This window comes from Legionella nautarum (assembly GCF_001467895.1).
Taxonomy (GTDB): domain Bacteria; phylum Pseudomonadota; class Gammaproteobacteria; order Legionellales; family Legionellaceae; genus Tatlockia; species Tatlockia nautarum.
Genome location: NZ_LNYO01000024.1, coordinates 14,189 through 27,027 on the forward strand (window position 1 = coordinate 14,189; position 12,839 = coordinate 27,027).

A 12,839-nucleotide genomic window follows, 5' to 3' on the forward strand; every position below is an offset into this window, starting at 1 on the left:
CTAAACCCAATAGCTCGCGATTTATGTCAAAGATAATGCTGATTTTTACTGGAAACATCAGAAATAGCCCTCTCATATAGTGGACGATATTTTGCAATGATTTCGCCCAGTTCAGATGAGTTAAGGGATTTTATATTTATTGGGGTTAAGGAATCTTCGTGCAGATCTTCACCTTGGAGTAATTTGATTAATTTTCGAGCGGCCTCAATGTTTGCTTGACTCTCATTTCCCCAAAATGAAGCGGGGGAAACTAGGCCTGATGTTTCCATAGGCTGGCATTCTATAAAGTAGTTTAAATCAGCTATAAAATTATCTATAGATAAAAGAGTGTTTGGATTGCTTATTTGCGTCTTGGAAATTTCAACTTCTGGGGGCTCTTTCTCCTCTTCCTCATCGAAACTCATTAATGTTTCCATTAAGGCAATATGTGCTCTTACTCGTTTCTCAATCTGGATATTTAATTCCTGTCGTGCAAAATCTTTGCTGGTTTGATTGTATTCAGGGGAGGGAATATCTTGAATCAGTTCCCTATATACTCTATTAATTGGATCAATTAATTGAGAATTTTCAGAATTAATATTGGCAAGCACATCATCAATACAATCCAACTTTAATAATATATCATCAGTAAAACCAAGCGATCTCAAAATGTCCTCTTCATCAATCCTCGAGCTGTCCGGTGTATTTAAGAATGTAAAAAGTGGATTAGTAAAGGTCTGCGCTGTAAATGCATTTAACTCCTCCATATCTAAAAAAATTGCTTGTTCTTCAGGGCTGTTTTCCTTATGCATGTAATAACCGAATGGATTTCCTGAGTTATAAATAATTACCGTGTTAAGTATCCCACGTTTTAGAACAGCCACATGATGACCATAAATATCGTAAATATTCGGTTGAAAAAATGTTGCAGGTGCAAAGCCATGTTGTATTAGCAATCGGTTTTGCAAGATATTAACAAATACTCTGCCGTTGGCATCTCCATAGGGATGTATTCTTTGAAATGATTCAATGGTTTTTCCAATTAATTCAAGCCTTTCTTCAGGGGTACTAACTTGAGTTAAATTCCTATTATAATGATCAATAACTTGCTCCATCAACTTGCTTATTTCAGAACATGCGGGTGCCTGATATCGAAATCGTGGAAACGTACTAATAAGATATTCTGCTAGGGCTAGATTGCTACGATTGCCAATTTTTCCCTCGTGAAACAACTGGGCTTTTATTTCCGTAATTTTAGCTCTATTTATGTGAAGCGCATCCTCTTTAACCTTTGGATTAGTAGAGCCTAAAAATAATGCAGCACTGCCCAACTCGCCGCGATCTATTTTATTTAGTAAATCCTCTAATCCTTCCGGTGTTATACGACCAGTATCTTTATAAATATTAAAATTGGCTTCTTTATTCCTATACCCACCACGTATAATCTCGCCTTCTAATCCCTGGACGGCATTGGTAACACAAAAATGAATTTGATTAATCAGACTAAGCGATAGCTCTTGTTCCTCAATATGTTCTAATCCAGTATTAACTCCCCAAAAAAATGCTTTTAATGAACCTACTTCTCGGTTTTCATAATCAAACCATCCTTTATTATCTGTTCTTTTTATGATTTGTTCTTTTGAGTTACCTGTTATTTGGGTATACAACTGTCCATCCACAGCCAATTGCCAAACGCGATTTCGAGGATACTGGGAATAAAATGTTTTTAATGCATCTAGCGCATTCGTTGGTATTATTTCAAAAGCTTCATCATCCATTAATTCTTTTAACTGGCGCAGATTATGGTTTGCGAGAGCTTCCTTTTTTTTGTACCAATCATCAAAATCATCTAGATTATAACTACGCGCACTTTCATATTCCAGGGCGAACATATCATCGGGATCTATTTCTTCTTCAGCCATGAACTTTCTAATTTGTTCAGCAGGGGGTAACATGGATTCATTATCTATATTAATTTCGAATCGTTGTTTTGAGGATAATATTAATTTTATTTTCACTATTATCTCTGAAAGAAAAGTACATTGATTTAATTTTAGTACATCAATGGGGTTACATATTTGGGGCAAAAGCGAATCGGCTCGATTTTTGATAAATAAATGGTTAATTCAAGGATGAGAGAGTATGTGAATTCGGTGATTAGATTTATTTAATATAACTTAATCCCAAGGAGAAAATATGTTCTTTCGCGACGTAATCAATCACTTTTCCATCTGGGAACTATTTGTAATTAATCTAGCGATCTTAATGGTTATCTCACTTACTGCTTTTTATATAGGGCGCTTTTTTATATGTCCAGAGAAAAAAGACAAGGAATATTCTAAAAGCACAGATAATGTATTAAGCATCTTAGGAAGCGGATATGGCGTTTTTTTAGGTTTTGTCATAATTACACTTTGGAATCATTACTTGAATGTACAAAAGATAGTTTACCATGAAGCCGATGCCCTGAGCGTTGTTGTGCGTGATTTAGAAGTGCTACCCCCTTCAGCTACTGTTCCACTCAAGAGTAGTTTAGTGAACTATTTACATTCTGTTCGCAATGATGAATGGGAAAAAATGAAAAAGGGTGAAAGAAGTGAAAAAACCTGGAATAATGCTTATAAATTGTATCGTTCCTTTCAAGAATACACCCCTCATTCTACAAAAGAAAATTTATATTATCGACAAATAATGAACTATTTAGATGGTTTACTTAAAGATAGACGCGACAGATTAATTGCCTCAAAAAGTATTTTGAATGATGAGCTTAGGGTTGCATTGATCCTAGGTGCTGTCATGATTATTTTTCTATCAAGTTTACTTAAAGCAAATGAGGGCTCTATCCGCATTTTTGCAAACTTTTGTTTAGCTACAGTGATAGGATTTAATTTAACTTTAGCTTTAAGTTTTGATTTTCCTTTTTCAGGTTCTATTTCTGTTAATAATGCACCTTTCTACCAAGGTGTTTTATCCAAGCTATGATTTTAAATATAGAAAAGAGCAAAGCATAGATGTTAATCCTGCGTTTCAGGGGTTTGAAGTCCTCACGACCGAAAACGTACGCTAAGTTTTCACACGATAATATATCCTGAATTTTTATTAATAAAATCTGTAGGCTAATTAGCTATTTAAATTATTGCATGGCATAAGACTGTATAGGGCGTGTGTCTTGGTTAGGGCTTGAATTACACGGTTGAAAAAGCCTGTTGCGATTAAAATCAATAACGTTTGATGCTTCATTCGGTTCATCATGCTCCGATGCAGCAAAATGCTCCTTTTCCTCCTCATCTGAGGATGAGTTGTTGTGATACAACCTTTCTTCTGCCATAAACTTTTTAGGATCGGCCAAAGTTAAGTCTTGTTCAATGACAGGATTTATCTCTACTATTTGCCTCCATTGGCTGTGTCTAAGTTTGAATAGATTTATCATATGATCAAGGCTAAATTCTTCGGATTTAATAGTTTCAACTCTAGCTTTCATTTCTTCTATTTGTTTTTCATTGAGCAAGTGTGAGGCAATCATAAGAGTAGTCATCGCTTGGACATGTGAATAGGCATCAGTGGTAATTGTGGCTCTTAAAATTTCTTCAAATTGACTAAACGATGTCTCAGCTATTTTTTTTATCATCGCTCTCTTTTCATTTTGAAACCCAGGCGTCATCACATAGGCAACAGGAAGCGAATATGGATAATCCCCATCAAAATGTTCTTCAACGATATAGGGGATTCGTTGCAACGAACGGAGTTCCAAGGTCTGTGCTAAGAAATTTAAATCAAAACAATCAGGCATATCTAGCCTATATGTTTTTTCATCTTGACCTAGGCGTTGTATACCAAAATTACCACTATGATTATCTGTCCCACAAAGAAAATAATAAAGCATTTGAGTTGCAGCTAAACCACTTATATGCTGGAATTTCGTAGGATCTGAAAAATCAGGATATCCTTCTTTGAAACTTTTGATACGTCTACTTGCGATATAAAATTTATCTCTCTCTTTAACAATTTCCATTTCAGGACCATAGCCCATCATCATTTTGAATATTCGTGCACAAGCTAACTCCACTTGAGCAGCATATTCACTGCGTCTGAAGAGCAGAAAAAAATCATTCTCGAATGCATCGCTATCCGCACAGCCCCCTTCTGGCTTGGCTGTAAAACCATGATTTAGATCTACAACATCACCAAATGCTTTTTTGATAGCATGGAACGAGGAAAAGTTTTTATAACGCATATCAGATTCGACTATAGAGGTTTATGAGCGCATTATAATCGATGCGTTCTTTTTGTGCAATTTTGCTAATGAATAGGCAATAACATCGAGCGGCCGATAAGGCCCATTGATATAATCAGCATCTTTGTAATGTATTAATTATTTTTATAAATACTGCTGGGGTAAATGCTGTGATATTTCCCTTGGTCAGCAAGCAAAATAAACTTTGAATTACTCCGGTAAGCAGATCACATTAGATTGATACATTCTCTAAAATGTTATGCTCAGTTACAGTATGATCACTGTTTGATCAATGCATGCTTCGTATATGTTAAAATGGACATATTTCACTTTTGAACATTTTAAGATATGCATATACATGGATCAGCCCAGCAACAATTTATAATCTGTTCATTGATAATTTTAATATCACCGATAATATTAATATGTCTCTCGATAAGAGATTTAATATTTTTTATTAAATTTAGGAAATCACGATTCATAAATTTTGAGGATTTTTCTAAGTCATGCATTACAATTTCAGGGCGTATACAGTCTATCGAGACTATCCAATCCCCCTTATTCAAACAGATTTGTTGTGGGTATTTATCGCATATTATGCCTTCGAGAGCCAAGAAATCGAAACCCTTAAAAGAACAAAGCGAATCTGTTGATTTTATTTTAGAAACATCAAAGGGTAATTTCCTAATAGAAAAAAGATTACAATTTTTGCTTTCACAAATGTGCCTAGAGCCACTAATTGATCATCATCTGAGAGAATATTGTCTTATCGAAGGAAAAATTTATACCTTTCAAGGGCATATTCAACCTGCAAAGAATAACCTACCAGCTGTAATGGTAGCCGATAAACCGATGATCATTTATGAAGGGGATTATCACCAAGTAGAAAATAGACTTAAGAAAAAATTACGTTGGCTTTTGTTCCAATCTGTCTTTAGTTTAACTGTATTAGCAAGTATTCTCGGAGTTTTGTTGCAGAATTGGAATGAAGCGTGTTCTATGTATCTCAGTCTAGCTCATATGTTAGGTTGATGATGCCTTGCTTAAAAAGCATTTGAAGTTATGTTATCAAAAAGTAATCTTGAAAGAATCTATTACACCTTATGATATTTTAAGATACCACGATCAAGCTATCCTTGTGTATGATTTTAAAGGTAATGAGATTGGGTTGAATCAAACCAGAAAAGAGTTTCAGAGTCCTGGCAAAGCAAGGTATGGTTTTTATTCTAACTGTAATAAGCGAGAGCAATTTAGCTCGGTTGATATTGAGGAAAGCCCAGAACTTAATAGTTATGATCTTAGTTTATAGGGATTATTTATCTTAATATTCGACAAAGATAAATCAAGTAAAGTTAGTCAGTAAATACCGTTAATTGAGCTAAAACTGATATATCAATATGCTATATAATGGGTTGGCGGTTCCATAACTTTCCAAGGGCCTAATAGAAAATTAATTATGAAAATTCTACAAAAACCCAAGATAAGGATTCAAGGATTCTTTGAGTTTATCCATGAGCCCTTCTCCAAGGTATTCTATCAAACTAATTTTTTATTTGTACTTTGGTAGGTAGTATTCAAATTGTTACAGGATAAACTATGGATTTTTTCGTTTGGTATAATGAAGTTCGTGCCCATGAAATTGATGTACAGGGAATTGTAAATAATGCACATTACTTAAGTTATTTTGATCATGCTCGGACTGTTCACCTGAATGCCTTAGGGGTGAATTGGGTTCAATTAAGCCAGGAAGGCCTGAATTTAGTTTTAGCCCATACAGAGATAAAATTTTTAGCCCCACTTCGTGCCTTTGATCGATTTAAAGTCGAATCCTTTATTAGACAAGAAGGAAAGCTAAAATTGATTTTCGAGCAAAAAATAATGAATGAAGAGAGTTTGTTAACTTGCTCCAGTATCAACACGATTGTTTGTGTCGATACAAAACGCAACAAACCAATAACCATTGACAAATTGAAGACTTTCTTTAAGCAGCAAAATTCACCTGAGGTCGCGCAAAATTTTCTGTAATCGAAATTGAAGAAGAGGAAGAGTTGGGATGGTTAACTAAAGGATTCACATTGCCAATTAGATTAAAAATTTCTAGCTAGAACATACTTAATAAACTCTTGAGCTCTATTGTTGATAATGCAGTCTTAATATCATCAGGTAATGATTCAGCTAGTATACTATACTAATGATATCCGAAGATGAGGCAACCGCAATCCGTGCTAAATCCCTGGGGTTGCTATTACGCGTAAGTTTGTTGTTAGTTATTGTGATTATAGCCGGTTACAAGATATTTTAAGGTGCTTCATCAACATGCCGATAAGGCTTTAGTGTAATAGGTCAATCGTGATACAACAATTATCTGAGGAAATAATTCAGGTCGCTCGCCAACTGCATGCAAAAAATATGTTGGCTGCTGCTGATGGAAACATCAGTTGTCGACTGAACGAGCAGGAAATTTTAATTACTCCCGCAGGGAAAGCGAAAGCATGTCTCCAAGCGGATGAGATGGCAATAATCACCTTAGATAATCAAATCGTCAAAGGCAATCCATCCAGTGAACGACTGATGCATTTGAGCGTGTATCAACAATGTCCAAAAGCACGCTGCATTATTCATGCACATCCGCCGCGTGCGATTGCCTGGACAATTGCGCGGCCTGAATCTACTGAATTACCTGGGGAGTGTTTTTCTGAGCTTATTTTAAGTCTTGGTCGAATTCCCATTGCACCTTTCGCTCGACCAGGAACAGAAGCGATGGGCGAGAGTTTAAAGCCATTTTTACCAGAATATCGTGTGATTGTATTAGCCCGACATGGTGCGTTAACTTGGGCTGAAGATTTGCAAGAGGCATTAAATGGTATGGAGCGCTTAGAACACTCAGCTGAAATTTTATTGTATGCCTGTTCGTTTGGAGGAGTTACTGCATTGCCTGCCAGTGAAGTTGCTATTCTCCGAGAGATGTATCAAAAAACGAGGAAAGGCGTATTATGAGGGACTTAATTTCGCTTGCTTTACGCGTTCGAAATAATACCGTAGCCATTCTAGATCAACAAAAATTACCGCATGCAGAAGTATGGATTGACTGTCAATCACCAAAGCATATGGTTGAACTGATTCAATCATTAAAAGTACGTGGTGCACCCCTGATTGGAATTGCAGCCGCCCTGGCTTTGGCACAGTATGCGGAAGTTGGTGCTGATTTCCATCAAATCAAAGAAGCCGCGCAGCAATTAAGAGCAGCTCGTCCCACTGCGGTTAATTTAATGCATTGCATTGATAGGCAAATGACCGCGTTAGAGGAAACTCGAAAAACAAGCAGCGTGGTGACTATTGCTGAAGAATTATTTTATGAAGATCTGCGCTTATGCCAAAATATCGCGGCGCATGGTCATACTGTTCTGGAGGATGGTGATAATATTATCACGCATTGTAATACAGGTTGTCTGGTAACAGTCGGGGAGGGGACCGCACTTGGCGTTATTGCATCAGCCCATCAACATAATAAAAAAATACATGTTTATGTCGACGAAACACGACCTTTATTGCAAGGGGCACGACTCACAACCTGGGAGCTCTCAAGAAAATCGATACCCTACACGCTCATTTGTGACAACATGGCTGCCACATTAATGCGGGCAGGCCGTATTCAAAAAGTTATTGTCGGTGCTGACCGAATTGCGCGCAATGGTGATTTTGCCAATAAAATTGGAACTTATAACTTAGCGGTACTAAGCCATTATCACCGTATTCCCTTTTATGTCGCCGCACCTTATACCACTATCGACCCGCATTGTGTTTCTGGCCATGACATCGTTGTTGAAGAACGTTCCGCTAATGAAGTTCGTGGCTTCGTTGGAAACTCTGAAAGTCTCACGTGGAGTATGCCCAATAGCCCCGTCTTTAATCCAGCTTTTGATGTGACACCTGCCAACTTAGTCACGGCCTTTATTTTAGATTGTGGAATCTATAAGCCAAATGAGATTGCGGTATATTCTTGATGCCTGGTGAAGTAAAAGACAGAAGATTAAGGTCGTTAGAAATTTCAATTGTCCTCAAATGGGCAGGCCGTTCCATGACTACCCAAGCTCCCTTATCTAAAAGCGTATTGATGGGAACCAATATACTCCATTTCAGCTAATTCACTATTTGCATTTGCATTGTAGAAGAAATGATGCACTTCTTTATGAGAACTTAGCTTATTTATAGGACAATTAAATACATAAGCAATGGCAGAGCACAAGTAAGCGAGTGCTTTTAAATAAAGGCTAGGGGGTAAAGGTATTTGTTCATCTTTGTTAGGCTGTCGTGCCTGTTGAATAATGTTTCTGAATAAACGCCTGTCCAACTGCTCATGGCTGTTAATAGCATTGACTATTTCTTTAGAAGTATCTAATAATTGTTTACCAACCAAAGCACTGATTTCCTGTTGGCAAAGATGATTGGCATATTGTTCTAACCCAGCAACAATTCCTAATGTTTTTAGCTTAGGTAGCTGCAATTGCATTTCTTCATCCAAATTCATGTAAAGCATTTGTAACATTTTTCCAGTCCAATCTACCCCTCCTTTGTAGCGAAGTGCCTCCAGTAAAGGACACTCAATGGTTTGTTCTAAATGATGTCTGATAAAACCAGTTAAAAAAGGATTGGAACTATCAAATATTGCAAGATCATAAACAATAAGAATGATTGCTTCTGTAGGCATTTCAGATTGTTTTCTTAAGTAGTTAAAAGTAGCTTCAAAACGATAAAGTCCGTGTAATTGGCGTTCGCTTGAATGAGATATGTAGTGCGATTCCTTATATTGATTAAGAAGAGCATCTAAACTATTGAGCAGCTGATCGTTGCTTTGCTTAATTTTATAAGTCGATTTTCCATGTGACATAAAACAACCAAAAAGGATTTTTATTTGCCATAAAGTGTAATGAAGATGATATGTCCTGTCAATTGACTAAAGATCGCAACTTTTGCCGTCATTTCAAATAAAGTACCGGTTACCGCAACGAATATGCATTAGAGATTTAGTAGTAATACCTACCGACTGTGCTTTTTTAAACTACTAAATCGAAAGTTCTAAACCTGACCTGTTCATCTTGAATCCAGGCTTGGGTAATGGAATACTCCGGCAGTTCTATCCAGGTCGTTCGATCACTTGAAAGCGGTTCGGAAGCGAAGATAATATCACGTCGGACTCCAGCCCCATGCATTTTATACTTCCCATTAACAATGCTATAACTCTCACCAAAAGTGAGCCATAAACTATGGTATTCAAGAAATGCTTTATGCACATCAGAGGTGTTACGTCCAAAGTCAAAAACAAAGCGGGTCACAAAAACGTATTCTCCATTGGTTATGAATAAATTCACTGGTGAAGAGTCTTCGATACCACATTCTTCCCTTGCTTTGTTTAAAATTTTAAAGGTATCTACAATGGCTTGATAAGTTTCGGCCATCGGACTGTTGTCTCGATAGTCGGCTAGCTGCGATAAAAAGAGTAAGTAAATCCATTCACTATCTGTTGTGCCTTTTATCAAAGTGAGTAGATGGGGTTTTATGTATTTAATAAGCGCTAATTTTAAACGTTCCATATGAGCCAAGCTACCGTTATGCGCTAAGACGAAGCGAGTGTCTTCCAGTTTGAAGGGATGGACATTTTCTTCCGAAATCGTTTCGACGATTTGGTAGGGAACGCCACGGACATGGGCAACGATGCAATTTGCGGTTAGTTTTTTTGATAAGCGATAAAGATTTTTATCAAAAAAAGGAAGATAGGTTGTTCTATAGAAATAGGGTTCTTCAGGAGAATGGGATGATTTAGACCAAGAGCAAAAACCAAGTCCCGCAAGGTTTTGAATATATTTCATTAGTTGCGGTGCATAGCTTTGGTGAACTAACCCATTGTCTGAGCCATAAAGTAAGTCATAAACACTTGCTTCATTTTGACCGAGGTAAATTAATACTCTGCACATAATTTTCACCTTATTAGATCTTCATATTCACAATTAATTCTGATGAACTCTCGATTAACAAGATAAACCAGACGGGCAATATGATGATTTATCTCTTTGCTGATATGAAAAAAAATGGCTGGTTCCGAATGTTGAAGTTTGTAGTAAGAGTCAAAATCCAAGGCTAGAATTATAGATTTTTCACTGCTGAGATAAGCAAAATTATCTTGGAATTCAGGAAAAATAGGTGTTGGATTTTCTAGGAATAGTTCTCCTGTACCAAAAACTGCGATCGATTTGCTCAGCACATTATCTTGTTTGATAAACATCATTACCGCTCCTGAGTAAGGGATGCATAATCGAGAGTTAGTGTTTAGAAGTTGAAAGGGATAACCTCTCTCATATTGATGAATAGAGATATAAGATAATAAATGAAAAAGTTGTTGTTCCTTTAATCCTGAAAAAAAATGAATTTCCTTGAGATAATTGAGATCGATATTTGCGTTGGGAATTTTTTTACATCGCACTTTATGTTTCAGCATTTGTAGTGCATATTGAGAGGAAATATCGACTCCTTTTGCTGCTTTTTTTAGAAGGGAGGAAAGTAAATGAATTTGGTGGATAATTTTTTCTCGGGTTTGTTCGATAATGTTGGTTACAAATTTATAAGCCGCTATGGGATGAGATAAATAAAACATATTTAAAATTTCTCTAGAAAAAATCAAGCAAAGACAATTATTTTTGGCAATTATTGAAGCGGTAGCAGGGGTTTCTGTAAGAAAAGTCACTTCTCCGAAAATTTGTCCAGACTCAAGGATTGTTGCTAATTTCTTGGTATCGCCCGGCAAACTGACGTATACCGAAACCTTCCCTTTTTCAAGCAGATACAGTTGATTGCCATAGGAGCCTTGAGTCATAATTGTTTCGCCTGCTTGGTATTGCTTTACTTCGCTGTGCTGCGAAATAAATAATAATTCATCCTCTAAAAAATTATGAAATAAAGAATGATTTTTAAGGCTTTTAATAATAGAACTACTCATAATTTTTCCTCAGACTTTCCATTCTGAAATGGGGCGATCTTGGTATTGATTTTCCAAATAGCATCCCATCATATTATAGAAATCTTTGCCGTATTTTTCGATGAAACTGATTTGCCATTCACTGCCATTTGTTTTTGCTTTCACTCGCTGTTTTATAATTTCCAAATAAAATTTACTATCTGCTGAAGAAACCCCAAGTGCCTCCAATCCTTTATAAGATAACGGCAGTAATTCTTCCAAAAGTTTTAAGGCAGAGATTTCATGATTAGCAAACCATTTAAATTTTGTTTTTATGCCGAAACGTGCTGCATTGAAAAAATTTCGACGAGCATCATAAAAGGGTAAAAGATGATCAATCGGGACAGTTTGAGTAGCAAAATAATAAAGAAGGCCATAAAAAAAGGCCGCATTGGCAACCATATCAATAATCGTTGGCCCGCAAGATGGGCCACGATGCTCAATACGTAAATGCGGTTTTAAATCGGGATTAAAATCGATGACAGGGCGATTCCAACGATAGACTACGCCATTTTGCCGTTTCACATGAACCATTTTTTCTGGTGGTAAATTGAGGGAAACTTCAGGCATAAGTCGCGGAAAGAAATGATAATTTTGATCGAATAATTCAAAAAAAGAATCACGGAGATAATTAGTGCCAAACAAACAAGATTTAAATCCTCCTTCTTGGCCAAATAAATGCACTGCCATGGTTTGTTCAAATATGGGGATTCTTGTTTCACTCCAAAGTTGCTTCCCAAATAAAAAAGGGCTATTGGCAGAGATTGCCAAAATGGGGCCTGCAATGGCTTGAGCAATATTATAATATTGAACCGATTGGCTTTGTCCAACTTGGATATGTAACTGCAAAGCGGATATTAACCCATTAATTGCCAAAGATTTAGGTACTATTGACAAAATATCTTGGCCTTCAATATGCAATTTTGGCAATTTACCTTTACAAAAACTCTTCATGTTATAAGTCAGTGTTTGGTATCTTGATTTATTGGTCATAAATTTGAGTGAAGTATATTCACTAGAGGCAGTAGGTAAGGTCCCTATTAGAGCCAAATGATGATTATGATTGTTGGCTACCCGCAGACACTGTTGCCAGAACTCTAAAATATTATTATGAAAAGAACTAAAGCAATCATCGTGCAGGCTGAAGTGTAAGCTATTGATTTCAAGTTGAGCTGCTCCAACCTCTTGTTTTAAGAAAGGTTGATTGACTAAGTCAATGAATGTTAAATTTTTTGGTAGAGGCGCATAGTATTTATCAAGAAGGAAAAATTCAATTTCAGCACCAATAGCTAATTCACGCTCCATGAACTTTTGCTGAATAAACCATTCCTCAAGCAGAGCAGTTTCTTTAGATAAATGCTGTTCGAATTCCTGGGCGTCTACCTTAAATAGCTGGTTAAATACCTTTCTCTGATAAGCCATCAATAGTCCATTATTGTTTGATTGCTATAAAATTATAGCTACAAAAATAAAAAATATTTTTATTTTTATAAATTGAGAACTAACGTTTTGAATATTAATTGAGTTTCTCTTGGTGGAAAAATTAGTCTATATTTTATATAGAACGTTTTGATTAATATTATTAACTCGAAGTCTTCTCGGGCGGAGAACTTTTTG

Annotated in this window: 12 protein-coding genes; 6 read left to right on the forward strand and 6 right to left on the reverse strand. The window is 36.3% G+C overall.

Annotated elements, in window-relative coordinates:
* Positions 1 to 26 precede the first annotated feature (26 nt).
* Entirely contained in the window at positions 27 to 1,997 is a 1,971-nt protein-coding gene (locus tag Lnau_RS11905; RefSeq protein ID WP_133134858.1) for a Fic family protein, read from the reverse strand.
* 247 nt (positions 1,998 to 2,244) lie between these two features.
* Here Lnau_RS11905 and Lnau_RS11910 point away from each other — a divergent pair, with 247 nt between their 5' ends.
* Positions 2,245 to 2,961 carry a bestrophin-like domain gene (locus tag Lnau_RS11910; RefSeq protein ID WP_162263205.1) on the forward strand — a complete coding sequence of 239 codons (717 nt, stop codon included), beginning with the start codon at positions 2,245 to 2,247 and terminating at the stop codon, positions 2,959 to 2,961.
* Positions 2,962 to 3,112: 151 nt separating this feature from the next.
* Here Lnau_RS11910 and Lnau_RS11915 read toward each other — a convergent pair whose 3' ends face one another.
* A complete protein-coding gene (locus Lnau_RS11915) occupies positions 3,113 to 4,213 on the reverse strand; it encodes a hypothetical protein (protein WP_058505376.1) in 1,101 nt (366 codons plus the stop codon).
* Between the two features lie 597 nt (positions 4,214 to 4,810).
* Between Lnau_RS11915 and Lnau_RS11920 the strand changes: the two genes are divergently transcribed.
* The 5 genes from Lnau_RS11920 to mtnA all read left to right on the forward strand — a co-directional run bounded on the left by Lnau_RS11920 (position 4,811) and on the right by mtnA (position 8,217).
* Complete coding sequence (locus Lnau_RS11920; protein ID WP_058505377.1) at positions 4,811 to 5,245, forward strand: hypothetical protein; 435 nt, start codon at positions 4,811 to 4,813, stop codon at positions 5,243 to 5,245.
* 49 nt (positions 5,246 to 5,294) lie between these two features.
* On the forward strand, positions 5,295 to 5,522 hold the full coding sequence (locus Lnau_RS11925; RefSeq protein ID WP_133134859.1) for a hypothetical protein: 228 nt from the start codon (positions 5,295 to 5,297) through the stop codon (positions 5,520 to 5,522).
* Between the two features lie 287 nt (positions 5,523 to 5,809).
* Positions 5,810 to 6,238, forward strand: a complete 429-nt coding sequence (locus tag Lnau_RS11930) for an acyl-CoA thioesterase (RefSeq protein ID WP_058505379.1) — start codon at positions 5,810 to 5,812, stop codon at positions 6,236 to 6,238.
* Between the two features lie 324 nt (positions 6,239 to 6,562).
* Entirely contained in the window at positions 6,563 to 7,210 is a 648-nt protein-coding gene (locus Lnau_RS11935) for a class II aldolase/adducin family protein (protein ID WP_202972582.1), read from the forward strand.
* Entirely contained in the window at positions 7,207 to 8,217 is a 1,011-nt protein-coding gene (mtnA, locus tag Lnau_RS11940) for an S-methyl-5-thioribose-1-phosphate isomerase (protein ID WP_058505381.1), read from the forward strand. Before Lnau_RS11935 ends, mtnA begins: the two co-directional genes overlap by 4 nt.
* 92 nt (positions 8,218 to 8,309) lie before the next feature.
* On the opposite strand, the gene Lnau_RS11945 is transcribed toward mtnA, so the two are convergent.
* The 4 genes from Lnau_RS11945 to Lnau_RS11960 form a co-directional block, all read right to left on the reverse strand.
* The gene (locus tag Lnau_RS11945; protein WP_058505382.1) at positions 8,310 to 9,101 is read right to left on the reverse strand and encodes a hypothetical protein; all 792 of its coding nucleotides are present in this window, start codon (positions 9,099 to 9,101) and stop codon (positions 8,310 to 8,312) included.
* Between the two features lie 166 nt (positions 9,102 to 9,267).
* Positions 9,268 to 10,185: a class II glutamine amidotransferase gene (locus tag Lnau_RS11950; protein ID WP_058505383.1), complete on the reverse strand. Its 918-nt coding sequence runs from the start codon at positions 10,183 to 10,185 to the stop codon at positions 9,268 to 9,270.
* Between the two features lie 5 nt (positions 10,186 to 10,190).
* Positions 10,191 to 11,204, reverse strand: a complete 1,014-nt coding sequence (locus Lnau_RS11955; RefSeq protein ID WP_058505384.1) for a cyclic nucleotide-binding domain-containing protein — start codon at positions 11,202 to 11,204, stop codon at positions 10,191 to 10,193.
* 9 nt (positions 11,205 to 11,213) lie between these two features.
* Positions 11,214 to 12,644 (reverse strand): glutamate-cysteine ligase family protein, encoded by a 1,431-nt coding sequence (locus tag Lnau_RS11960; RefSeq protein ID WP_058505385.1) that lies wholly within the window; start codon positions 12,642 to 12,644, stop codon positions 11,214 to 11,216.
* Positions 12,645 to 12,839 lie beyond the last annotated feature (195 nt).

Excerpts from the sequence above, each read along its gene's own strand:
- Lnau_RS11950 (WP_058505383.1), bottom strand. The coding sequence starts at position 10,185 with ATGTGCAGAGTATTAATTTACCTCGGTCAAAATGAAGCAAGTGTTTAT.
- Lnau_RS11910 (WP_162263205.1), top strand. The coding sequence starts at position 2,245 with ATGGTTATCTCACTTACTGCTTTTTATATAGGGCGCTTTTTTATATGT.
- Lnau_RS11960 (WP_058505385.1), bottom strand. The coding sequence starts at position 12,644 with ATGGCTTATCAGAGAAAGGTATTTAACCAGCTATTTAAGGTAGACGCC.
- Lnau_RS11915 (WP_058505376.1), bottom strand. The coding sequence starts at position 4,213 with ATGCGTTATAAAAACTTTTCCTCGTTCCATGCTATCAAAAAAGCATTT.
- mtnA (WP_058505381.1), top strand. The coding sequence starts at position 7,207 with ATGAGGGACTTAATTTCGCTTGCTTTACGCGTTCGAAATAATACCGTA.
- Lnau_RS11945 (WP_058505382.1), bottom strand. The coding sequence starts at position 9,101 with ATGTCACATGGAAAATCGACTTATAAAATTAAGCAAAGCAACGATCAG.
- Lnau_RS11920 (WP_058505377.1), top strand. The coding sequence starts at position 4,811 with ATGCCTTCGAGAGCCAAGAAATCGAAACCCTTAAAAGAACAAAGCGAA.
- Lnau_RS11930 (WP_058505379.1), top strand. The coding sequence starts at position 5,810 with ATGGATTTTTTCGTTTGGTATAATGAAGTTCGTGCCCATGAAATTGAT.
- Lnau_RS11955 (WP_058505384.1), bottom strand. The coding sequence starts at position 11,204 with ATGAGTAGTTCTATTATTAAAAGCCTTAAAAATCATTCTTTATTTCAT.